Consider the following 23,287-nt stretch of genomic DNA (forward strand, 5'->3'; position numbering starts at 1 on the left):
TATGAGAAGATATTTTTTTCATTTATTTAGTTCAATCATGTGTTTATTGGTTAGTAGCGGCATGACTTATGCCGCTACTATTACCGTAGGTAAAGATAGACCTATACAATCCATCAATAAAGCCATACAAATGGCTCAAGATGGCGATAGCATTTTGGTTGAAGCTGGCTATTACGATGAAGGAAATATTCGTGTTGACAAAAAACTTGCAATCATCGGTATCAACAAACCTGTTATCGATGGTAAAAAGAAAACCGAACCATTTTCCATCCGATCGCCCTATGTACTGATCCAAGGCTTTGTTATTAAAAGTTCAGGCCATTCCGCCATGAACGATATAGCAGGCGTAAAAATCTACAATACCCACCATGTTACGGTAAAGGATAATGTATTGGAAGACAATTTCTTTGGCATATATGCCCAAAACTCCAAACACTGCCAATTTATAAACAATAAACTGCAAGCTTACGGAAAAGCAGAGCAATTGATTGGCAATGGCATTCATGGCTGGAAAAGTGATAGCCTGACGATTCAAGGCAACATTATAAAAGGCCATAGAGACGGTATCTACTTAGAATTTGTTACCCATACACAGGTAGAAAACAACCTGTCAGATAGTAATCTTCGCTATGGGCTACACTTTATGTTTTCCCACGACAACAGTTATATCCACAATACCTTTCGCGCTAATGGTGCCGGTGTGGCCGTGATGTATACCAACCGCGTAACGATGAAACACAACGTGTTTGAAGAAAATTGGGGAGACGCAGCCTATGGCTTACTGTTAAAAGATATTTCGGATAGTGAAATTACCAATAATCGCTTTGACCGGAATACCACCGCTATTTTTATGGAAGGTAGCAACCGGTGCCACCTGGAACACAATGAATTTATGGGCAACGGTTGGGCATTAAAAGTGCAGGCCTCTTGCATGGATAACACTTTCTTTCACAATAACTTCTTTCAAAACACCTTTGATGTCGCTACAAATGGATCATTAAGTTTAAATACGTTCAAAAAGAACTATTGGGATAAGTACGAAGGATACGACATAGACCGAGATGGCGTGGGAGATATCCCCTATCGTCCTGTCAGTTTATTCTCCATGTTGGTCGAACGATACCCAACAGCAATGATTCTCTTTCGGAGTTTTATGGTCACCCTATTCGACCGCACCGAGCGGCTGATACCTAGCCTAACTCCAGAGAGCCTTAAAGATGATCAGCCATTAATGAAATCAGTGAAAGTATGATTAACATTCAACATATATCGAAGAAGTTTGGCAAGTTTCAGGTGCTAAAGGACATCAACCTTAACCTGAATGGTGGTGAATGCATAGCATTGATTGGTCCAAACGGGAGTGGCAAAACCACATTGATAAAAGCCATTTTAGGTATGGTTGTGCCAAGTAAAGGGCAAATACTCTTTAACGGACATGACATCCATAACCAATGGGCTTATCGCAATGAAATAGGTTATATGCCCCAAATCGGTCAATACCCAGAGAATATGACCATCGGTCAGGTATTCGACCTGATGAAAGATATTCGCAAGATGCCGGAGGATAAACTCGATTACGAGTTATACCATTCCTTTGGCATTCCAGAATTATTAAATAAACGCATGGGCACTCTATCAGGAGGTACAAGGCAAAAAGTAAGCGCTTGTTTAGCGTTTTTATTTAGCCCCAAAGCCCTGGTTTTAGATGAGCCTACCGCAGGCCTAGACCCCTTATCAACCGAAATACTCAAAGAAAAAATTAAAAAAGAAATCGGCAAGAATAAACTGATTATCATCAGTTCACACGTATTAAGTGATTTAGATGATATGGTTTCCCAAATCATCTATATCCAAGAGGGCAATCTCTTGTTTCATAAATCACTAAATCAATTAAAAGAAGATACTGGAGCAGATAAGCTTTCTAAAGCTATAGCACAAATTATGTCTGCTTCTCAACATAAAAAAGAAATATAGCTCATGAATAAAATCATTCGATATGTATTTGCCGATCTATTAAAAAATAGAACCATTGTCATCTATACATTATTGTTGTTTACTCTTTCCATCAGCATTTTCAATATGGAAAGCAGTAGTGAAAAAGGACTTGTGAGCTTAATGAATATCATTCTATTTGTAGTTCCATTAGTAAGCATCATCTTTTCGAGCATCTACTTGTATAACAGTGCCGAATTTATCAATCTATTGGTCAGTCAACCCTTACAAAGGCAGAAAATTTGGTGTAGCCTATTTATTGGTTTGGCCTCGGCCATGTGTATCTCGTTCCTGCTAGGCGTGGGTATTCCAACCTTGTTATTTGAAGCCAGCCTCTCCGGATTAACGCTCATTGGATCTGGTCTGTTCTTATCCATCATCTTTGTCTCGGTAGCCATGCTGATATCCGTATGGATCCGGGATAAGTCAAAAGGAATTGGATTAGCCATTTTATTATGGTTGTATTTCGCGCTGTTGTTTGATGCCTTAGTCCTGTTTTTCTTATTCCAATTCTCCGATTATCCGATTGAAAATGCGATGGTAGCCATTTCTATGTTAAACCCCATAGACATCTGCCGGATTTTTATGCTCCTCCAAGTTGACCTCTCCGCGATGATGGGCTATACTGGGGCTATCTTTCGGGATTTCTTTGGTACAGGAACAGGCATGGCTATTACCGCAATTATTATGGCATTATGGGCTATTATCCCCGTTGCCTTATCCATCCGGTATTTTAAAAAGAAAGACCTCTGATGAAATAGCAACAACCCTTAAATTTTCAAGAAAATATGAACATCATGAAAATAAATCAACATACCAAAATAGCAAAGCTCATTCAGCATAATGTTCAAAGCATAGATGCCATCGCATCTATCGCCAAGCCTTTTCAAAACTTGAAGAACCCCATCCTTCGAAAGCTTTTAGCAACAAGGGTCAGTATTATGGAAGCCTCCAAAATTGGCCATTGTCAATTATCCAGGTTTAAGGAGGTATTAGAACCCTTAGGGTTTATATGGGAAGATGCGGAAGCTGATGTAAAAGAGGAAAGCCCCCTTCCAGAACCCGATTGGCTAGCTGGGCATACAATCCAGGATATGGATGTTCGCCCCATGATTAAGGCCGGAAATGACCCCTTGAAAGATATTATTACTGCCTATAAAAACCTGGCCGAAGGGGAGATTCTTTGTATTATCAACGATTTTAATCCGTTCCCCCTCATCAGCAGGCTGGAAAAGATGGGCGCTAAAAGTTATATCAAAAAAGTAGAAGACGAATTGTTCTACTGTTATTTCCTAAAAGCCCAACAATTAAATGAACCTGAGATCCAAAAATCAGCAGAAAATCCAGCCTTTATCAGCGATGTCGATTTTATTGAAAGGCTGGAAAAATTAGATCCTGAAAAGCTCTTCAGTATCGATGTGCGGGAATTACCCATGCCACAACCCATGGAAACCATCCTTGCGCATACGGCCAATTTAAAACCCGATGAAGTCCTTTTTGTGCAACATAAAAAAGTGCCTTTATACTTCCTGGAAGACTTAGCCAGCTATAAGCTTCAGGTCTATATCAGTGAATTTAAGGCGAATGATGTAAAATTATTGGTTTCGAGACTTAAATAGCCATGTCAAGTGTATTTATAGATAAGGCCCCCTCTCCTCTTGCCATAATCCCATATTATGCAACGGCCAGCCTTTTCTTTTTAGTATTCAGCATTTTGTTCCTCATCACAGGATCAGATATACTAGCGCATTATTTTCATCCGCAGGTATTGGCCATGGTTCATACCTTGGCATTAGGTTGGATCACGATGATTATTCTAGGTGCTGTACATCAATTACTGCCCGTAATAACCGAGAACCACTTATATAGCAATAAGCTGGCTGTCCTTTGTTATGTGCTATTAACCAGTGGAACCCTGCTCTTAATCAGCAGTTTTTGGCTATTTGCAACCAATTGGTTGATGATTTTGGCGGGCTCCCTAATCTGTCTTTCCTCCTTTTTATTTTTCTTTAATGTATGGATGACAACCAAAGACCAGGAACATTCAGCCATCTTTAATACCTTCTTCTTATTTTCCTCCTTTTGGTTTTGTTTCACGACCACCGTAGGCTTACTATTGGCCATTAACCTCGCCTATAATTTCATCCCGAGAAATCATTTGGAAATACTCAAGCTGCATGCGCATGCCGGCCTGGCCGGTTGGTTCTTACAATTGGTTACAGGCGCATCGGCGAAATTGATCCCTATGTTTATCCTAGGAAAAAGCAATAAAAATTGGATGTTATACGCGGCATTAACTTTTCAGAATGTTGGCTTAGCCCTATTCTTAGCCAGAGGCTATAACCATCAAATCGGGATGGACTCCTTGGCTTATGCGGTTATTGTTGGCATAGGCATAGCCTTTTGGTTAGTCTACCTATGGGATGCGAAAAAGCAAAGCTTGCGCAAGAAAATAGACTTCCCCATGCAACATAGCTTCAGCTCTTTCCTATTCCTTATTCTGGGGCTCTTCAGCTTACCTATGGTGCTAAACCAACCTTCAGGACATTGGATAAGTACCTATGGGGTATGGATCTTTCTGGGCTGGTTATCTGGAATTATATTGGGCATGACCTTTAAAACCCTACCCTTCATCATCTGGAACTTAAAATACAAGGATATTAATGGGATGGAAAAAATTCCTATGCCTAAAGACTTATACAATCAAAAATTATTAAAAGTGCAATACTACCTCTTTTTGAGCAGTATGCTGGTACTAAGTTTAGGCACCATTGGTAAAATTAAGCTGCTGATTGTTATCGCCTCCATATTATGGGTTGCTTTAGCAAGCCTTTATCTCATCAATGTCGCCAAAATAATTTTTCATAAAAGAACGGTCGCTTATGGAACTGCAACTCACTGACCCCTATTATGCCTTAAAGTTGAAGGCCTGGGAGTCTTTACGTTTGGTCATGGATCCGGAACTGGATTTAAACATCGTGGACCTCGGTCTTATTTACGAGCTCAAATTTTTATCCGATGAGCAAATTAAAGTCAACATGACCCTCACTAGCAGAGAATGCCCCTTAGGCGATAGTATTATTCAGGGGGTGCAGAATAATCTGCAGCAGCTATTTCCCTGCAAAACCATTCAGATCACCTTGGTTTGGGACCCCATGTGGTCTGCAGATTCCATCAGTGAAGCTGGAAAACAACAACTAAGAATCAAATAAAAACAAATTCATCATGAAAAATATCTTCGTGTTATTCAGTATCCTCCTAACGGTATTTACCTTAAGCTCTTGCAGTAAGGATGATGTTCAACCTGAAAATCCATTTCTAAATAAGGTCAAAATAGCGGAATTAAAAACCAGTAGCCAAGAAACCATTCGCCTCTGGGCCGACAATGAATTAAGCATAGGTTATCAACCCTTATATATCCAAGTATTAAAGAATGAAGAAACCTTAAGCAATAAACAGGTAAGCCTATCCCCTGTGATGCAAATGGCAACGATGAGTCATGGATGTCCGCATTCGTCTACCCTAAGTTATGATCCAGCCAGTAGAAGCTATGTAGGCTTTGCTGTATTCACCATGGCAAGTGGTACCGCCGGCACCTGGAAATTAGACGTCGAGGTTAATGGCGAAAAATTGAGCTTCCCGGTAACCATTGCAATGGCGAAAGAAGGGAATAATCCGGTAAAAACGTTTACAGCGACCGACGGAACACGCTACGTAATTGCTTTACAATCGCTTCGCAACCCTAAAGTGGGTATGAATGATTTAGACGTCTTATTATTTAAAAGAGAATCGATGTTTTCCTTTCCTGCAGCCGATGGATTTACCATGACCTTTCATCCGGAGATGACCTCCATGAACCATGGTTCGCCAAATAATGTAAACCCAGTGGGCAAAGGCAACGGAAAATATAGCGGAAAAGTAAACTTTACCATGACTGGAGACTGGCGATTATTCTTTGACATCAAAAAAGACAATACCCTTATTTCCAGTAATCTATACTTAGACATCTTGTTTTAATAAACATAAACCAATCGTTAGATTTTAACCCCATTACCATGAAACGCCATACCTTACTCCTGCTTTCTAGCCTGACCATGGGTATTCCATTTGCTGTTGCCCAGGAACATAAGCATACTGCAGACAGCCTGAAAACTGTAGCTATTGAGGAAGTTTTAGTGAGCCGTAATCAATCGGTAGGAAAGAAATCTGAAGCTGCTTATCGTGCTAGCAAACAGGCGAATATCGATAAACTCTTAGATCGGGCAGCAGGCGTACAAATGGTCAGACGCGGGAATTATGCTTGGGAACCCAGCATCCGGAGTCTCAATGCGGGTCAAGTCAATCTAACCATTGATGGAATGGCTATTTTTGGTGCTTGTACTGATCGAATGGATCCGGTGAGCTCCTATATCGAGCCAACGAATTTACAGCAATTAAGCATTAACCTAGGGCCATCCTTTAGTAATTATGGTGGCGCCCTGGCGGGAGGTATTGATTTTAAATTAGCGCAAGCCGACCTTGCTGCCCAAGAACAGTTTAAAGGGTTAATCGGAACGGGTTATGAAAGTAACTCCTCCAGTATACAAACCCTCGCCAGTCTGCATTATAAGCGCAATAGATTTGCCTTGCTTGCGAATGGCATTTTCCGCAAATCCGACAATTACCAGGCCGCCAAACAGGTGGTTGTTCCAAATTCCCAATATCAAAAATGGAACAGCAATTTTGCCCTAAGCTATCAGTTGAATAGCAGAAATGAAATTTCTGCACAATACTTAATGGATCTAGGCAATGATATCGGATATCCGGCATTAACCATGGATGTCGCATTTGCCAATGCCCATATTGCTTCCATTACGCATATTTACAAACCAACAGCTGAGCATTTACTACCTATCCGCTCTAAATTCTACTATAACAAAATCGACCATGCCATGGACGACACCAAACGCCCGGCAGAAGAAGTGGCCATGCATATGGATATGCCTGGTAATACTTGGACTGCTGGCCTCTATACTGAAGGCGGTTGGGCATCGGCGAAACATATGCTACAATCTCGGCTAAGCGCATACATCAACCGCGCTACAGCAAATATGACCATGTATCCGAAAGAAGGAAGCCCCATGTTCATGTATACCCTGCCAGATGCACAACGTAGTTTTGTAAGTATAGATCTAGCTCATAGCCTATTGGCAATAGGAAACTGGGGCTTGGAAACCGCTGGAACATTTAGCCTTTCCAATTCATCCATTTACAGTGAAGCAGGCAAGGATCAATTATCAGGCATGCTAGCTGATCGATTCGACCGTAACAACCTCTTATTAAACCTACATTCCAGCCTTCATTGGACGCCAAGTGCAAACTGGCACTTCCATACTAAACTAGGCTATGGCAACCGTAGTGCCAGTTTACAAGAGTATTATGGCTTTTATTTGTTTAACCGGCTAGACTCCTACGATTACTTAGGGAATGCCGCATTAAAGTCTGAAAAACTAATGCAGGGAAGTCTTTCTGCCAGCTATAAACAAGCCTGGGTACAGGTGGAACTAACAGGATTCCATTATTATTTTAAAGATTATATGGCCGGTATGGTGCAAGCCGCCTATGGCGTGATGACACCCGGCGCAAAAGGCGTAAAACAATATCAGAACCTACCTTCAGCCCAGTTATCGGGAGGCGAGCTTTCCCTGCAATTGAAACCTTTGAAATTTCTGGAACTTATGAGTACAGTCACCTACACCCGAGGGAAAGATAATGAGAACTATGCGTTACCTTTAATAGCCCCATTAACGAATCTAAATACGCTTTCCACGCAATACAAAGGCTATTCATTCCAACTAGAAATGGAGAACCATGCCGCCCAAAAACATATCAGCACCGAACGCTATGGCGATCTTGCTACGCCTGAAGCCTGTTTATTCAACGCTGCTTTTAGAAAAACATTCAACCTGCCGAAACAACGCTTGATTGCGGCCATGCGGGTGGAAAACATCTTTGATAAATATTATTACCGGCACTTAGACATTATGAAGATTGCACGCCCGGGGCGCAACTTTATAGCGCAGGTGACCTTTGCCTTCTAAACGCTGTCCAACAAGGTACAGCGGAGTTTTTAATAATTAATTATTTCCTACGCTTATGAATACAGTAATTAAAAGAAATGGGAATTATGAAGCATTCCAGGGATTTAAGATTGAGGAAGCTATAAAAAAAGCTTTCCATAGCGTCGGAGTACCCTACTCGGATATCATCTTTCAGGTGGTGATGGCTGAATTAACAAGCAAACCCTTATGGGAAGTGGAAGAAATTCAGGACGCCATTGAACGGATACTCTATGAGATGGGTTATTTCGAAGTCATGCGATCCTTTATGGTCTATCGCCATACCCGAAAATTACAACGTGAAAACCTCCAAGGTTTTGATGATAACTCGACTTATGTAGATAGCACCCGAACGGTGGAAGAGTATATATTTCAGCAAGACTGGCGCATTCAGGCCAATGCAAATAATTCCTTCTCCAATGCGGGTTTAGTAAATAATACGGCCGGCAAAATTATCGCCAATTATTGGTTAGACAAAGTCTACAGTAAAGTGGAAGGCTATGCGCACCGCAATGCGGAAATCCACATCCACGATTTAGATTGTTTAACCGGCTACTGTGCGGGCTGGAGCCTTCGCGTATTGCTAGACGAGGGCTTTAATGGCGTTCGAGGACGTGTAGATAGCCGACCGCCCTCCCATTTCCGAGAAGCCTTAGGGCAAATGGCCAATTTCTTAGGTATCCTGCAAAGTGAATGGGCCGGTGCACAAGCCTTTAGCTCCTTTGATACCTATTTAGCACCATACGTGTTCAAAGACAATTTATGCCAAGAGGATATTACCAAAGCTATTCGCAGCTTTGTATATAATTTAAATGTGCCTGCCCGTTGGGGGCAATCTCCATTCACCAACATTACCCTGGACTGGATGGTGCCTGCTGATTTACAAGACCAGATGCCTACCAAAAATAACCAGCACCTCTTCAAAGGCTTGTCAAATTCCGATTTACTGGAAAAAGCCAAGGCTCGCGGGGTGAACCAATTGGAAGACCTTTGCTATAAGCATTTCCAAAAGGAAATGAATATGATTAATAAGGGTTATTATACGGTGATGACAGAGGGTGATGCAAATGGACAACCATTTACCTTCCCTATTCCTACGGTAAATATTACTGAAGATTTCGATTGGGAAGGCGAAAATGTGGCTTTGTTATTTGAAAACACCGCGAAAATTGGATCCTCCTATTTTCAGAATTTCATCGGAAGCCAATACACTTTGGATAGCGACGGAAACAAAATTGAAAACCCCGAAGCCTATAAACCCAACGCAGTACGCAGTATGTGCTGCCGATTGCAGCTGGATTTACGAGAATTACTGAAACGAGGAAATGGCCTTTTCGGAAGTGCCGAAATGACCGGAAGTATTGGCGTGGTAACCATCAATATGGCCCGCCTAGGGTACTTATATAAATTGAATAAGGAAGCATTGATGACCCGTTTGGATGAATTATTACTTCTTGCAAAGTCTACCCTAGAGAAAAAAAGAGTATTCATCCAGCAGATGTATGATAATGGTCTTTACCCATATACCAAGCGCTATTTAACCCATTTTAGAAATCATTTTTCTACGATAGGTGTCAATGGCATGAACGAGATGATCCGTAATTTCACGGAAGATCATGAAACCATGGTTACCCCTTGGGGTATAGCCTTTGCTACGGAGCTTTTGGAGCATATCCGGATGCGCATGAAAGAATTCCAGGAAGAAACCGGAAACCTTTATAACTTAGAAGCTACCCCTGCCGAGGGCACCACCTATCGGTTTGCCAAAGAAGATATTAAGCGCTATCCAGATATCATCCAAGCAGGCAGCAAAGAACAAAATTACTACACCAACAGTTCCCAAATTCCTGTAGACCATACGGAAGATCCCTTTGAGGCGCTCATGCTGCAAGACCAGCTACAGTGTAAATATACCGGTGGAACGGTATTACACCTCTACATGCGGGAAAAGATAAGTACCTCGGCCTCCTGTAAAGAGTTTGTCAAAACGGTACTGACGAATTTCCGCCTGCCTTATATTACGGTTACCCCAGTCTTTTCGGTTTGCCCTGTTCATGGCTACCTCAATGGGGAACATGGCTATTGCCCGAAATGCGATAACGAAATAATTGATAAACATTTTAAACAGCAACTTTATGAAAACGACATCAATTGAAATGGAGAAAATCCTTCAAGAACATGAAGGAGAACGGAACAAATGTTTAGTATACACGCGAGTGATGGGATACCATCGCCCGGTGGAAAGCTTCAACATTGGTAAGCAAGGCGAGCATAATCAGCGGAAGCATTTTAAGGAAGCCCATGGCAAATCCAATCTTTAGCATTACGCCTTTTAGCTTATTAGATTATCCAGAAAAAACAGCCTGCATCCTGTGGTTTGCAGGCTGTAATATGCGATGTAGCTATTGCTATAATCCGGATATTGTATTGGGCAAAGGTCGCTTCTCTATGGAGGAAACACTGACCTTTTTGAAATCGAGAAAACAGCTCTTACAAGCCGTAGTATTAAGTGGCGGCGAATGCAGCAGTCATCCCGCCTGCCATACCATTGCCCAGGAGGCAAAAGCCATGGGCTTTTTGGTTAAAATAGATACCAACGGCTCGCGTCCAGATCGCATACATGCTATGCTCGAGGCCGGAATCATTGATTATGTAGCTTTAGATTTTAAAGCACCTGAGGCAAAGTACAAAGCAATTACCAAATTGGATGGGTATTCGAAATTTTTGAAAACCTTAAAAACCTTACAAGCGGCTGCTATTCCTTTTGAAGTGAGAACAACGTTGCATAGTTCCTTGTTGACGGCAGCCGATATTAAAGCAATGGCTCAAGTGCTGGCAGATGAAGCTTACCCGCACTCCTATTACCTCCAACAATTCTTTCCTGATACCAGCACCTTAGGTGAACTGGAAAATGATTACAGACCTATACAACTGGAAGATTTACTGCCCAGTCCTATTCCTATTCGCATCCGCGAGCACTAATATGGAAAAATAAGCCCTCCTTATTGCTCGATGGGAAATAGCAATTGAATCTCTGTCCCTATTCCCAATTGACTATCGACCTTAATCTGTAAATCCAGTTTATCTACAATATTTTTTACGATGGTCAATCCAAGTCCTGTTCCTTCAAAATCGTAGGCATTGTCCAAGCGCTTAAAGGAATCGAACATCACCTTAAGATCTTCCTGCGCAATACCGATCCCATTATCGCGAATAACGTAGCGGACAAACTCCTGCTCCTTCAGCGAATATACTTCCACCTTAGGGTTTTCATTTCTTGCCGAATATTTAATTGCATTGCCAATGAGGTTCTGAAATAATTGATAGACTAATGTTTTATGCCCATAGATTGGCCATAAATCACCTACCTCTATATGGCTTGGGGAAAAATCATAACGCAATAAACAGAAATCAATCACCTGTAAAATAGAAGGCTTGATATCTAATAACTCGGTTTGATAACTAAATGATTTTATCTTACTGAAATCATGAATGGCGACTAAAAGATCGCTGATTAAATCTACGGCCTGCTTCATGTTCAGCAGCATTCTATCTTTTACCTCCTTGGGCATATCCGGCTTTTGCAACATCATTTGTACGGAAAGGTTGATGGCAGAAAGGGGATTTTTTACATCATGGCTAACCGTGTAGGCGTAGGCGTCTAAGGCCTTATTTAAATTATGAACCTCTTCATTTAAATTGCTGATCTCAATCGACTTCTGATTTATACTTTCTTTAATCAATCGCCTTAATCGACCGAAGAAAAACAGTTCTGCTTCTGTCCAGGCCAAACTACTGCTATGAATGGTATGGTGCCATAAGTCAAAATGCCTATGCGGTTCAGTCTCAAAGGTCTCGTTCGCTTTCACATCTTCCAAATATTTTACGGGCTTATCCATATAAGTCCTACGTACCACATGCTCTTTCCGGAAAAATAACAACGTAAATTTTCGACTGGAATCAATATCGATTTTAGCGATGCCCGCAAATCGGTCCATTTCTATGCCTAGCTCATGTCCATATTTAAAGGTGAACTGCGGTTCGGTATAAACAAACTGATCGGAGTTTGCTAAGATGAAAGTTTGCAGCTTTTTAAGCTTTTGCCGGCCAATATTCATGTTGTCTGCGTAGATACGGTCTCCGTCAACAATAACCATAGCGTCTGCGTTTGCAAAATCGCAAATCATCTTGCTAAAGGAAGAAAGTACACTGAGGATATCACTCTTCAGCATCAACTTTTCTTTCAAGGTCAATTCAAACTGTCTTATGCGCTCATTAAAATCTCTTTCCTTGGCCTCCAATTCGTCGGCAAAGCGAGCGGATGTCCATTGAATCATATAAACCATGGCCTCCCTTTTTAACAGATTGATACGCGTAGGCTTTATATTCTGACAGAAAATAAGACCCCATATTTTATCATTTATTAAAATGGAATAACTCAAGTTACAGCCTATTTCCACCTTTTTTAAATGCGCACGATGCACAGCATCTAGCGTTCTAATATTCGTGGCTAGCAGATCAATAGGTTGATTGTTCAAGCTGATAATAGGTACAGGATCTTCATTGATATCTTGAGTTACCCGACAGAGGTTCATTAAATGAATCTTACGGGCATGGCTCAATACCGCAAAATCGGAATGATACATTCCATAAATGCTCTCCAAATTATCGTTGCGTCTCGTTTCTGCAATGATCTGTCCGTTATTTTCCTCCGCAAATTGATACACCGTCACCCGGTCATAAGCTAATATCTTGGAGATATAGTCACATAAAACCTCCCATACCCCCCTGCTTTCTACATCTAGGATACGCGCAAAAGCTTCAAATTTTGGAAAAAAGACAACGCCGTCTACCACCTTTCTCTCGAATTCAAAATAAACATGGCCATGCAATTGGTAAATACTTAAATAGCAGCCCTTATTATCCAAGACAATCTCTAACAGATTGCGGTCATGCTCATTAATTAAAATTTGCCGAACGGCCTCTTCGATATCGATGGTATAATTAGGCAGGAAATTGCTGACGATATAGGAAAAGGGCTTTTCAAAAATTGACGTAACGCTTTCGTTCAAGAATTCTTTGAAATTTTCACTGGCAGCAATGATGTTTAAATCCTTATCTGTCACAATGAGATAGCCAAAACCCTGTACACCAACAGTTAACATTTCTGTATTCTTTGCAGAAGAAGCATCAGTGAGCATCATAATAATTGATTAGTGTGCTGGGAATTCCCATTGCTCCAAAAGTAGTTAATTTTTGTAGTATAAATGAGTAAGTGATGATAAATTGTATGGCCTGTATTATTCCTGTATTGATACGAAGTAACAACTTTGGTGTAGAACCATTTTACTCCCCTTTCTCACCCCTTTCACACCCGTATATAACCCCTTAGCAAAAGGGGAAGCATGGGGAGAAATAGGGTTAAGCTTCGGGGGTGAAAATGGAAAAGTTGGAAGGGGGGTGTTGTTGCTTTTTCAGCGTATTGTTTTCGTGTTGTCATCGTGAGCGGAGTCGAACGACTGGTACGTCAATACAATTAATCATACATAATCAGTTTATTAACAATGTGTTATGAAGTTATTGATAGGTGGATGATTGCACTGACGTACCAGTAGTTCGTGGTTCGTGGTTCGACTCCGCTCACCATGACAGAAAGATGACAAAGTGATAAAAAAACGAGGACACTTCAAAAAAAAGCGCTGATTAATAATAACCAGCGCTTTATGCTATAAAATTAGTGTTTTACCCAATACTAGGTACAGGTACTAATTCATTGGTATCTTTTTCGTAATCAATTTCATCGAAGTTGAATCCGAACAATTGGAAAAAGTCGTTGCGGTATCCTTCGATATCGGATATTTCAGATAAGTTTTCGGTAGATGTTTCTTTCCAAAGTTTAGCTACTTCTTCTTGAACATCGGCACGCATTTCTAAATCGTCTACACGGATTCTTCCTTTCTCATCCAAAGGAACTTCTTGTCCGGTATACAGGCGTTCTGCAAATAAACGTTGCATTTGCTCGATGGTACCTTCATGGATGCCTTTTTCTTTCATTACTTTATATAGTAAGGAAATGTATAAAGGAACAACAGGGATAGCGGAACTAGACTGGGTTACTAAGGCTTTATTGACAGACACATAAGAAACGCCATGAATATCTTTTAATAAATCATTTAAAGCAGGCACGGTACCTTCTAAGTTATCCTTAGCACGTCCAATTGTACCGTTGCGGTAAATTGGGTAGGTAAGCTCAGGGCCGATATACGAATAAGCTACAGTTTTTACGCCTTCTGCTAATACACCAGCAGCTTTTAAGTCCTCGATCCAGAATTTCCAGTCTTCACCGCCCATTACAGCTACGGTATTATCAATATCCGCAGGATTATCTACAGGAAGAATGGTGATATCAGAAACAACACCGGTATGGAAATCTACCGTTTTATCGGTAAAAGGTTGTTCAATAGGTTTTAATACGGAGGCGAATTGTTCGCCAGTTTTCGGATGGGTACGACGTGGAGAGGCTAATGAATAGACAACCAAATCAACTTGTCCTAAATCTTGTTTAATCAGGTCGATGGTTTGTTTTTTAATATCGTCTGAGAAAGCATCACCATTGATACTTTTAGCATATAAACCGGCAGCATGAGCTTCCTTTTCGAAGGCTGCAGAGTTATACCAGCCTGCGGTACCTAATTTTCCTTCTGTAGCAGGTTTTTCGAAAAATACACCAATGGTTGCCGCATCGGAACCAAAGGCTGCAGTGATACGCGAGGCAATACCAAATCCAGTGGATGCACCGATTACTAACACTTTCTTCGGTCCATTGGCAATTTTACCTTTGGATTTAACATACTCGATTTGGTTTTTAATGTGCTGCGCAGCTCCTTCCGGATGTGCCGTCAGACAAATAAACCCTCTTGTTCTTGGTTGAATAATCATCTTTTTTAATCTTTCAAAGTTGAATAATTAATTGCAAAAGTAGTTAAAATTTCAAGTAATATGCTTGCAGTTTCTTTATTAAAAACTATTCTTAACTACAACTGTATCCATAAATGGTTTAGGCTGTGTCCCGCAGAAAACCAATCTGTTTATTATTTTTTAATGAATTCACTGTATAACAGCTGAATAACTTCTTTGGATAATAAGATATCATCGTGGCTATCGGTTTTAGGGATACAACCATTGGTAATGACAATAAATCCAAATTTCTGCTTCGGCTCAAAAAACATATTGCTATACAGGCCATAGGCTGAGCCGGTATGCCCGATCATGTGTTCACCGGGAATTAAGCGATCGTTCTCTAATAAGGCCAGGCCATAATGTTCTTTTTCAGATAGCCCCTTTTGCATGCGCTTCGCACTTTTCTTGCGCAACAATTGCAGCTTGCCTACTTTACCATAGTTCATATGCATTAACATATATTTAGCTAAATCGTTGGCTGAAATCTTCATCCCTCCTGTTGGGGAAAAAACTGGCGTAGACTCGCCGAGGGTATAGTTTTTAATTTCCTCGGAACGTGGATTATAGGCTGAGGGCTGTTCCTCAAACTTTCCATTTTCTTTTACATAAAGCTTTGCAAAGCGCGATTTGTCTAAAGAATCGATGTTATAGCCTGCAGCTAGCTGCAAGGGGTCTAGAATTTGCTGTTTGATATAATTATCAAATCGCACCTGCGTGAGCCGTTCAAGAACAGCACCTACCATATTAAAGTTAAGGTTGCAATATTCATAGCCTTGGCCAGGTGCATAACTGTTATACGATTGTTTCCAATCTTTATTCTTGGCCGGATTAATGACATCTAAGGAGAAATATCCGTTTTTATCGTTGATGCTAGACCGATGGGATAGCACCATCTCCAAGGTAATTTTATTATCCGGGAAATTGGGATTACGAACGGGGAAACCTACTAAATCGCCAAAATCATCGTCTAAGGAAATTATTCCCTTTTCCACCAATTGCATTATCGCGGTACTGCTAAAGGACTTTGAAATGGAGGCGATGCGGAAAAGGTTGTCGGTGGTTAATGGCTTCTTTGCTTCCACATCCTGATAGCCGATGGCATTGGAATAGACTGGTTTTCCATTTTTTACGACGACAATGGCCAGACCTACGGCTTCATAACGATCGGCGACCTGTTTCAGTTTGTTGTTAAAATCGGCAGATTGTGCCTGAACCTGTCCTATCAAGAAGAGGCTAAGCAAAAATACTGCTATTGTTTTTGTATGTATCATCATGTTTTTCATATCCAATAATTAAAGCAGGGCCAGCACTTGTTTTAAGCTGAAGGCGACCAGCATGCCCAGGCCAAAGCTTAACAAGGTTCCAATCATCACATATTCTGTAAATTTGGTATCCCTTGCATTTGTCAAATCGCCAAAGCGAAAGATGGACTTGGCGGCTAATAGAAAGCCAATGCCTTCATTCATATCCAACAGCACAAAACCCAGGATCATTAAGCGTTCCATGATGCCTATAATCGTTCCGGCATTAAACAGGGTGGTTTTACGTTTGTTGTTGAAATCAGTTTCTTTATGCCATTTACTAAAGAATAAACGAATGCCGATGGGTATGGCAAAAACAAGAAGCAATAGGGCAATGATGCCGACCAATAACTTGTCTACCTGTAGCTGTTGCATCATCTGCTGCCATGCGCCATTGCTGCGAAAGAAAAATACAGCGGCAATACTGGCGAAGTGCAGGGCTTGATCGAGGGTAAAAAGGTAAATCGGTTTGATTCGCCAATTCCGTTCCAGTCCGATTTTTAAACTATCAATGGCTAAATGAGCCGACAGTAGAAATACGATGTTTTGCCAATTCCCGGCTAAGTCATTAATAAAGAAAAGAATTAATAAGCCAGCGTGCACTGCGATATGCAGAAACAAATACTGAATTTGCGTATTTCTTTTTTCTACCCAGCTTTTGGGTTGCAAAACAAAATCGCCTATTAAATGGGCGATGAGCATTTTAAGCAGGCTTGTTAACATAACGGGCAAGTTCTTTCGTACAATATTGGATAACCTCGTTGAGCTTCGGGTAGTTTGCTCGATTGAGCTCTCTGCTGACCTGGCTTTGGTTGCTTCGGTTGAGGAGCTGTGTAATTTCCAATTGGTTCTTCTCCGGATACTCCATCATTTTCTGCACGGTTTCAGCCATATTAATGGTCCATTGATCCAGCAGGCGGGTACTGAGGGTTAGCAATAAATTGAGGTTCTCATTTAAATCGGCCCAAGGTGATATAAATTCGATACTTTCTTTGTATAGGGAATCCAAGGCCTTACCGGAAAGGAAAAAGGCTTCTCCACTGGATTGCTTAATGGTATGATTACGGAAGGAAACCTGCCCCACCCCGATACCGATGCGCACATCCATTTCTTCAATTTGGCGCATGACCGCCTTTAGGTAGAAAACACAGTGAAATACCCGGTCTAAGGGTACTTCCGCTTGAAAACTATCGCCGCGGAAAATATCATAATCGGTCGTTTGCTGTTTCAATGCTGCTTCTAACTGTGGAAGCCATGCACTACTCTCGTGTTTTCGAGAATGAATAATGTCCCCTGTTATAATGATGTAATATTGCATGCCTGATGTAATTATCCCCTTGTTTTTCTGATAGCTGTGCTCGCTTTGGATTAAGCGCGCTAATGTTTGTTCCAATACGTTATAATCTTAAATATAACCATAATGTGTAATAATTTAAAATATTACAGTTTTCAGTAATATTTCCAAATATAACAGTTTTCTGTAATAATTTAAAATATTACCGTTTTTAGTAATAATTGCAAATATTACAGTTTTCAGTAATAATTGAGATTATTACAGTTTTCGGTAATATTTTGAATTATTACCGATATCAGTAATAATTAGGAATATGACCGATCTTGACCATCAAAGGGAGGGAAATATTCGGTTGTACACACGCTGAGCAAAACAGAAAGCCATAAAAAATTATTAAATTGCTATACCAAGAGATAAACTATGACGAACTACGCAAAAACATTCGCCGCGAAGGGTAATTTTAAAATCAAAGAGCATCCTACGGATATCCGGGATGTGATAGATCCGGAATTTGCAAAAACAGAGCTTAAGAAGCTCCGCAAGAAAATTGCCGCCATCCAAGACATGATGTATGCACATGATAAATACAGTGTATTAATTTGCCTGCAAGGGATGGATACCGCAGGAAAAGACTCCTTAATACGCGAAGTGTTTAAAGCAATCAATGTACGTGGTGTGCTGGTAGAGAGTTTTAAAACTCCTTCGGAAGAGGAATTACAGCATGATTATTTATGGCGTCATGAAATTAAGCTTCCTGAGAAAGGAAAATTCACGGTATTCAATAGAACCCATTATGAAAATGTATTGGTTACTCGTGTCCATCCGGAATACCTTTTAAATGAACGTATACCGCATATTAACGATCCGAAGAATTTACCGAAGGATTTTTGGAAAATGCGGTTTGAGCAAATTAATAATTTTGAAAAACGAATTACAGAGAACGGTACAATCGTGATGAAGTTCTTTCTAAACTTAAGCAAGAAAGAACAAAAAGAACGCTTATTGAGCCGCTTGGAAGAGGAAGAGAAAAACTGGAAATTCTCCCCGGGCGACTTAGCCGAGCGGAAACTATGGGACAAATACATGCAATGTTATGAAGAAGCCATTCAAAATTGCAGTAAAAAGAATGCACCCTGGTATATTATTCCATCGGATAGCAAACCCGTAGCCCGATACTTGGTAGCCCAAATTATATACGAACTTTTAGTGGCCTATAAGGACATCAAATACCCTGAAATGCCACCTGAAATAGAAGAGCATAAGCGGAAATATAAAGAACAATTGGAGGCGGAATAGCCTCCAATTGTTCTTTAAGCGTTATACAGCATCAAATATTTTGGATAAGGGTTATTAATACAAGGTTTTGGAAAGCCCGCCATCTAGGGGAATAGCGGCTCCTGTTAAGAACGCTGCATAGGGCGAGGCGAGGAAGCTAACCAAATAACCATATTCCTCGGGTTTCCCTAATCGCTTTACGGGAATGCTATCTGCCCGCTGCTGTTTTACTTCAGCCACAGAAAGGCCTTCCTGTTCAGCTTGCCGCTCCATCAAACTTTTCAACCTATCGGTTTCAAAGTAGCCCGTTAAAATCGAATTCACCGTAATCTGATCTTTACCTACAGCATTGGCTAAGGATTTACTCCAGCTTACCAAGGCCGTGCGCATAGTGTTGGAAAGCACCAAGCCATCTTGCGGCTCTTTAACAGTCATGGACGACACATTGATAATACGCCCATAGCCTGCCCTGCGCATATGCGGAATAGCTAAATTACTGGCGAAAACAGCATTTTGAAACAGCAACTCAAAGGCTTGCTGGTAATCATCCTCTCCTTTTCCGGTCAAATCTCCTGCCGTAGGGCCATTGGTATTATTGACAAGGATATCGATGTGATGCGTTTCAAAAAAAGAAGAGAGCACCGCTTTATGCTTTTCATAATCATTAAAATCACTCAAGACGTATCCATGTTCCTGTCCCGCATCCCTTGATAAATCTTGTAGTGCCCGTTTTAATTTATCTTCGTTTCTAGCCATTAAGAAAACACGAGCACCGCATTTTGCTAACTCCACAGCAATGGCTTTCCCAATCCCGCCAGAGGCTCCACCAACTAAGGCTGTTTTCCCTTTTAAATTAATTTGCATATTCAGCTTGATTTTTCTCTAAATATAGCCATCCCCACCTAAAATGGAAAACGAAAATGGAGGCAAGCTTAAGCTTCATCATTTTTAGGATAGCCTTCTTCATCCAAATCATCCCGCTCATCTTCGGCATTTCGGGCTAACTTTTCATCCAATTTAGAAGGCTTGAGGTCTTTAGCCTCCTCAATATGCATGTTATTATCGGTCAGATCTTCCTCTTGCAGCTCATCCCGTGAAGCATACTCTTCACCAACGAAAGGATTGGCAGGGTCATAGGTGGAATCGTCAGTCTCGGCGCCCTCACTTATGGTGTCATAATCTGCCGGATGATCCCAGTCCGGATCATTATCATCAACATCTAATTCATAACTATCCTCTTCTTCATTATAGGCTAAGTCTTGGGGTTCCATATCTCTGTTTTCATCTTCCTGATTGCTTTTATTCTTTTTTGGATCTATCATAATACATTCATTTTAGTCTTAATAAAAGAACAGTTAATCCCCTGCTATTGTTTGCTTTGCCCCTACACAAAAAGCCCCTCCTAGCATTGGATGTTAAGATAATTATCATTATATTTACTGTTAACAAATTATAAACTTTAAGTCATGCAAACGAAAACGGAATACCTGATTTGGGACAAAATTGTCTCAAGTGCAAAAAGTCGTTTCGACTCCGATCTTTATGCCACTAAGTTTAGAAACATGGAAACGGAGCTCTTCGATAAGTTGATCCTTCATATCATCGTAGGCTTTGCATCAGGTGAAGATCATGAAAGTATTTCCACCAACTTACACAATGAATTAGAGCATTTGGGCATCGATGTGCGCGAAGGTATTATTGATACCATCGTATCGGATAAACATGTGCTCTTTAGTTCGGAAATCTATGCTGCCTACCTTACCTTTTCGATGTTAGAAGATGGTGCTTCCGAGCCTGAAGTATTAGGCTATGTATGTGATTTACTGGAAAACCCGCAAATCTGCTAATCCAGCAAGTTAAACTGCGGAGAACCTTCGTAAACACCGCTATTCCCGACAGTTTTTATCGTAAGCATACCGAAAAAATCAGCATTTTTTCGCTACCTTTGCCTGCATATGGAAACAGTTGTTAGCGGTATTAGAAGTACCGGAAAATTACACTTAGGAAATTACTACGGAGCGTTAAGCAATTTTGTAAAGATGCAGGATGAATACAACTGCTTCTTTTTTATTGCTGATTTACACTCTTTAACGACTCACCCTACACCGCATGACCTAAACAGCACGGTTCGAAATGTGGTAGTCGAATACTTAGCAGCAGGCATCGACCCAGAGAAATCCACCATATACGTACAATCGGATGTTCCTGAGGTGGCCGAGCTCTATTTATACATGAATATGAACGCCTATTTAGGCGAACTGGAACGCGCAACATCTTTTAAAGATAAGGTTCGAGCTAATCCAGATAATGTAAATGCAGGGTTATTAACCTATCCTGTATTGATGGCTTGTGATATTTTGATTCACCATGGCACCAAGGTTCCGGTGGGCAAAGATCAGGAGCAGCATTTAGAAATGACCAGAACGTTTGGAAACCGTTTTAACCGTTTGTATAATGTTGACTACTTCAAAGAAGCTTTTGCCTTCTCGTATTCAGATAAGCTGGTTAAAATCCCTGGCCTCTCTGGTGAAGGGAAAATGGGAAAATCAAATGGTGAAGCCGATTGTATTTACCTAGCCGATACTGAAGATGCGATCCGTAAGAAAATTATGCGGGCCGTAACAGATGGTGGACCTACGGAAATGAATCAAGAAAAGCCCGTTGCTGTTCAAAACTTATTTGAGTTAATGAATGTTGTTTCTTCAGCAGATACCCTGGCGCATTTCGATGAGCTTTACAACAAGTGCGAAATCCGTTATGGAGATTTTAAAAAGCAGCTTGCTGAGGATATGATCTTGGCTACGGCCGATGTTCGCTCGCGCATAGAAAGCATCCGCAATGACGATGAATACATCAAGAAAGCGATTAAAATAGGTGCAGAAAAAGCCGCTGCCTCTGCGCAGAAAACCATTAAAGAAGTGCGTGAAATTATTGGCCTTAAAAAACTGTATTAAAAGATATTATGCATATAGCCATTGTTGGAAATATTGGTGCTGGCAAGACAACACTTACCGAGAAACTAGCCAAGCATTTAAATTTTGAACCCCAGTATGAAGCCGTTGAAAACAATCCTTATTTAGAGGATTTCTATAGCGATATGAAACGCTGGGCCTTTAACTTGCAGATATTCTTTTTAAATAGTCGCTTCCGTCATATTGTCGATCTACAAAACCGTGAAATCAATATGATTCAAGATCGTACAATCTATGAAGACGCCTATATATTTGCAGAAAACTTATATGATATGGGCCTGATGAGCGCCCGCGACTTTGAAAACTACAGCGATATTTTTCAAAGTATCATCCATTACATCAAGCCACCTGACCTGTTGGTTTACCTGCGTGCCTCGGTACCGACCTTGGTAAACAATATTCAGAAGCGTGGGCGTGACTACGAGTCCGGAATCCGCTTAGACTACCTCTCTAAACTAAATGAGAAGTATGAAAAATGGATCGGAAACTACAAAGAAGGTAAATTATTGGTCTTGGATAAAGACAACCTCGACTTCGCCAACAATCAAGAGGATCTGGGTACCATTATTCAAAAAATAGAAACCGAACTCTTCGGTTTATTTTAAGATAGAAAGCCAGTTGATTACTGGCTTTTTTATTATTTTTAACGTATGAAAGCAATAGGAGTAATTCCAGCACGCTATGATTCTACCCGTTTCCCGGGGAAACCTCTGGTAGACGTTGGTGGAAAAACAATGATTCAACGGGTATACAATCAAGTAAGGCATGCCAGCTCTTTACAGGAAGTTATTGTAGCGACAGATGATCAACGCATATTCGATCATGTAAAAAGCTTTGCCGGCAATGTGGTCATGACCAATAAAGACCATCAATCTGGAACGGACCGCTGCGCTGAGGTTATCAATGGAATTTCCGGATTCGATATTGTGATCAACATTCAAGGGGATGAACCTTTTATCGATCCCCAACAAATCGATCTATTGGTCGCTTGCTTCGATCAACCCAGTGTGGAAATCGCCACATTAGTGCGTCCCATTACGGCATTCGAAGATTTAGCCAACGTGAATAAACCCAAGGTTGTCATCAACAGTAAAGAGGAAGCAATTTACTTTTCTAGGCAGCCTATACCCTATTTCCGTGGTAAAGACATGAAAGATTGGTTAGCGGCTGCTACCTACTTCAATCATATTGGCATCTATGGCTACCGCGCCGATGTGCTGAAAGAATTAACAAAGCTACCGGTTTCAAACCTGGAGAAAATAGAATCCTTGGAGCAGTTAAGATGGATTGATAATGGCTATCGCATTAAAACAGCGGTATCTAATCATGTTAATGATGCGATCGATACGCCAGATGATCTGGAGGCTATTAAGAAGAAATATTTTCAAGCATAAA

The 23,287-nt window shown here is 40.8% G+C and carries 23 protein-coding genes; 16 read left to right on the forward strand and 7 right to left on the reverse strand.

All coding sequences use genetic code 11. From position 1 onward, the window contains the following. Position 1 precedes the first annotated feature (1 nt). The 11 genes from GQF63_RS03550 to GQF63_RS03600 are packed head-to-tail and all read left to right on the forward strand — an operon-like array spanning position 2 to position 11,072. Positions 2-1,252, forward strand: coding sequence for a nitrous oxide reductase family maturation protein NosD (locus tag GQF63_RS03550; protein WP_160367737.1), 1,251 nt, complete (start codon positions 2-4; stop codon positions 1,250-1,252). Next, a complete protein-coding gene (locus GQF63_RS03555; protein WP_160367738.1) occupies positions 1,249-1,974 on the forward strand; it encodes an ABC transporter ATP-binding protein in 726 nt (241 codons plus the stop codon). The genes GQF63_RS03550 and GQF63_RS03555 overlap by 4 nt, the downstream gene beginning before the upstream one ends. Before the next feature lie 3 nt (positions 1,975-1,977). Then, positions 1,978-2,745, forward strand: a complete 768-nt coding sequence (locus GQF63_RS03560) for an ABC transporter permease subunit (protein WP_160367739.1) — start codon at positions 1,978-1,980, stop codon at positions 2,743-2,745. A 44-nt stretch (positions 2,746-2,789) separates the two neighbouring features. Beyond that, positions 2,790-3,611, forward strand: a complete 822-nt coding sequence (locus GQF63_RS03565) for a DUF2249 domain-containing protein (protein ID WP_160367740.1) — start codon at positions 2,790-2,792, stop codon at positions 3,609-3,611. Between the two features lie 2 nt (positions 3,612-3,613). Beyond that, complete coding sequence (locus GQF63_RS03570) at positions 3,614-4,894, forward strand: hypothetical protein (protein WP_160367741.1); 1,281 nt, start codon at positions 3,614-3,616, stop codon at positions 4,892-4,894. Further along, complete coding sequence (locus GQF63_RS03575) at positions 4,875-5,204, forward strand: metal-sulfur cluster assembly factor (protein ID WP_160367742.1); 330 nt, start codon at positions 4,875-4,877, stop codon at positions 5,202-5,204. Before GQF63_RS03570 ends, GQF63_RS03575 begins: the two co-directional genes overlap by 20 nt. Positions 5,205-5,217: 13 nt before the next feature. After that, positions 5,218-6,009, forward strand: coding sequence for a FixH family protein (locus GQF63_RS03580; RefSeq protein WP_160367743.1), 792 nt, complete (start codon positions 5,218-5,220; stop codon positions 6,007-6,009). Between the two features lie 38 nt (positions 6,010-6,047). Next, positions 6,048-8,072 (forward strand): TonB-dependent receptor domain-containing protein, encoded by a 2,025-nt coding sequence (locus GQF63_RS03585; protein ID WP_160367744.1) that lies wholly within the window; start codon positions 6,048-6,050, stop codon positions 8,070-8,072. 55 nt (positions 8,073-8,127) lie between these two features. Continuing rightward, on the forward strand, positions 8,128-10,245 hold the full coding sequence (locus tag GQF63_RS03590) for a ribonucleoside triphosphate reductase (protein WP_160367745.1): 2,118 nt from the start codon (positions 8,128-8,130) through the stop codon (positions 10,243-10,245). Next, positions 10,226-10,411, forward strand: a complete 186-nt coding sequence (gene nrdD, locus GQF63_RS19845; protein ID WP_160367746.1) for an anaerobic ribonucleoside-triphosphate reductase — start codon at positions 10,226-10,228, stop codon at positions 10,409-10,411. The genes GQF63_RS03590 and nrdD overlap by 20 nt, the downstream gene beginning before the upstream one ends. Next, positions 10,392-11,072 (forward strand): anaerobic ribonucleoside-triphosphate reductase activating protein, encoded by a 681-nt coding sequence (locus GQF63_RS03600; protein ID WP_160367747.1) that lies wholly within the window; start codon positions 10,392-10,394, stop codon positions 11,070-11,072. The genes nrdD and GQF63_RS03600 overlap by 20 nt, the downstream gene beginning before the upstream one ends. A 20-nt stretch (positions 11,073-11,092) precedes the next feature. On the opposite strand, the gene GQF63_RS03605 is transcribed toward GQF63_RS03600, so the two are convergent. The 5 genes from GQF63_RS03605 to GQF63_RS03625 form a co-directional block, all read right to left on the reverse strand. Next, complete coding sequence (locus GQF63_RS03605; protein WP_160367748.1) at positions 11,093-13,294, reverse strand: ATP-binding protein; 2,202 nt, start codon at positions 13,292-13,294, stop codon at positions 11,093-11,095. A gap of 538 nt (positions 13,295-13,832) precedes the next feature. Continuing rightward, positions 13,833-15,029 (reverse strand): enoyl-ACP reductase FabV, encoded by a 1,197-nt coding sequence (gene fabV, locus GQF63_RS03610; protein ID WP_160367749.1) that lies wholly within the window; start codon positions 15,027-15,029, stop codon positions 13,833-13,835. Between the two features lie 152 nt (positions 15,030-15,181). Continuing rightward, on the reverse strand, positions 15,182-16,324 hold the full coding sequence (locus tag GQF63_RS03615) for a serine hydrolase domain-containing protein (protein ID WP_246163262.1): 1,143 nt from the start codon (positions 16,322-16,324) through the stop codon (positions 15,182-15,184). 18 nt (positions 16,325-16,342) lie between these two features. After that, entirely contained in the window at positions 16,343-17,074 is a 732-nt protein-coding gene (locus tag GQF63_RS03620) for a DUF3307 domain-containing protein (protein WP_160367750.1), read from the reverse strand. Then, positions 17,055-17,744 carry a hypothetical protein gene (locus GQF63_RS03625; RefSeq protein WP_160367751.1) on the reverse strand — a complete coding sequence of 230 codons (690 nt, stop codon included), beginning with the start codon at positions 17,742-17,744 and terminating at the stop codon, positions 17,055-17,057. The genes GQF63_RS03620 and GQF63_RS03625 overlap by 20 nt, the downstream gene beginning before the upstream one ends. A gap of 321 nt (positions 17,745-18,065) precedes the next feature. Between GQF63_RS03625 and GQF63_RS03630 the strand changes: the two genes are divergently transcribed. Beyond that, positions 18,066-18,941 carry a PPK2 family polyphosphate kinase gene (locus GQF63_RS03630; protein ID WP_160367752.1) on the forward strand — a complete coding sequence of 292 codons (876 nt, stop codon included), beginning with the start codon at positions 18,066-18,068 and terminating at the stop codon, positions 18,939-18,941. A 54-nt stretch (positions 18,942-18,995) separates the two neighbouring features. Here the strand turns inward: GQF63_RS03630 and GQF63_RS03635 are convergent, their stop codons facing one another. Beyond that, a complete protein-coding gene (locus GQF63_RS03635) occupies positions 18,996-19,784 on the reverse strand; it encodes an SDR family oxidoreductase (RefSeq protein WP_160367753.1) in 789 nt (262 codons plus the stop codon). A gap of 68 nt (positions 19,785-19,852) precedes the next feature. Further along, complete coding sequence (locus GQF63_RS03640) at positions 19,853-20,242, reverse strand: hypothetical protein (protein ID WP_160367754.1); 390 nt, start codon at positions 20,240-20,242, stop codon at positions 19,853-19,855. Positions 20,243-20,386: 144 nt separating this feature from the next. Between GQF63_RS03640 and GQF63_RS03645 the strand changes: the two genes are divergently transcribed. The 4 genes from GQF63_RS03645 (at position 20,387) to kdsB (ending at position 23,286) form a co-directional block, all read left to right on the forward strand. Then, positions 20,387-20,767, forward strand: coding sequence for a hypothetical protein (locus GQF63_RS03645; RefSeq protein WP_160367755.1), 381 nt, complete (start codon positions 20,387-20,389; stop codon positions 20,765-20,767). 108 nt (positions 20,768-20,875) lie between these two features. After that, positions 20,876-21,874 (forward strand): tryptophan--tRNA ligase, encoded by a 999-nt coding sequence (gene trpS / locus GQF63_RS03650; protein ID WP_160367756.1) that lies wholly within the window; start codon positions 20,876-20,878, stop codon positions 21,872-21,874. Positions 21,875-21,882: 8 nt separating this feature from the next. Beyond that, complete coding sequence (locus GQF63_RS03655; protein ID WP_160367757.1) at positions 21,883-22,497, forward strand: deoxynucleoside kinase; 615 nt, start codon at positions 21,883-21,885, stop codon at positions 22,495-22,497. 45 nt (positions 22,498-22,542) lie between these two features. Further along, on the forward strand, positions 22,543-23,286 hold the full coding sequence (gene kdsB / locus GQF63_RS03660; RefSeq protein WP_160367758.1) for a 3-deoxy-manno-octulosonate cytidylyltransferase: 744 nt from the start codon (positions 22,543-22,545) through the stop codon (positions 23,284-23,286). Position 23,287 lies beyond the last annotated feature (1 nt).

This window comes from Sphingobacterium humi, assembly GCF_009768885.1.
Classification (GTDB): Bacteria; Bacteroidota; Bacteroidia; order Sphingobacteriales; family Sphingobacteriaceae; genus Sphingobacterium; species Sphingobacterium humi.